The sequence below is a fragment of the Stenotrophomonas sp. INTA L402-1 genome, from assembly GCF_059295135.1.
Window position 1 is genome coordinate 1 of the sequence record NZ_JCAFWP010000261.1, and the last position, 515, is coordinate 515.

Below are 515 nucleotides of genomic sequence, written 5' to 3' on the forward strand. Positions count from 1 at the left end.
TTAGAGACATTATCGAGCATTTACGTCTGGAAGTTAACTAACTGGGCGAAGAGCTGGATGCAGCAAAAGCCGATCTGGATGCTTTACTGGCTGAAATTCGCGATTTCGCGCTAACCATCCCTAACCTGCCTGCAGATGAAGTGCCAGTAGGTAAAGACGAAAATGACAACGTTGAAGTCAGCCGCTGGGGCACCCCGCGTGAGTTTGACTTTGAAGTTCGTGACCATGTGACGCTGGGTGAAATGCACTCTGGCCTCGACTTTGCAGCCGCAGTTAAGTTGACCGGTTCCCGCTTTGTGGTAATGAAAGGGCAGATTGCTCGCATGCACCGCGCACTGTCGCAGTTTATGCTGGATCTGCATACCGAACAGCATGGCTACAGTGAGAACTATGTTCCGTACCTGGTTAACCAGGACACGCTGTACGGTACGGGTCAGCTGCCGAAATGTGCTGGCGATCTGTTCCATACTCGTCCGCTGGAAGAAGAAGCAGACACCAGTAACTATGCGCTGATC

At 51.7% G+C, this 515-nt stretch carries 1 pseudogene; it reads left to right on the forward strand.

The annotated features are described in order from the left end of the window. Positions 1-140 precede the first annotated feature (140 nt). Positions 141-515 (forward strand): annotated as a pseudogene (locus AC5O77_RS22685) (serine--tRNA ligase); the annotation flags it as partial.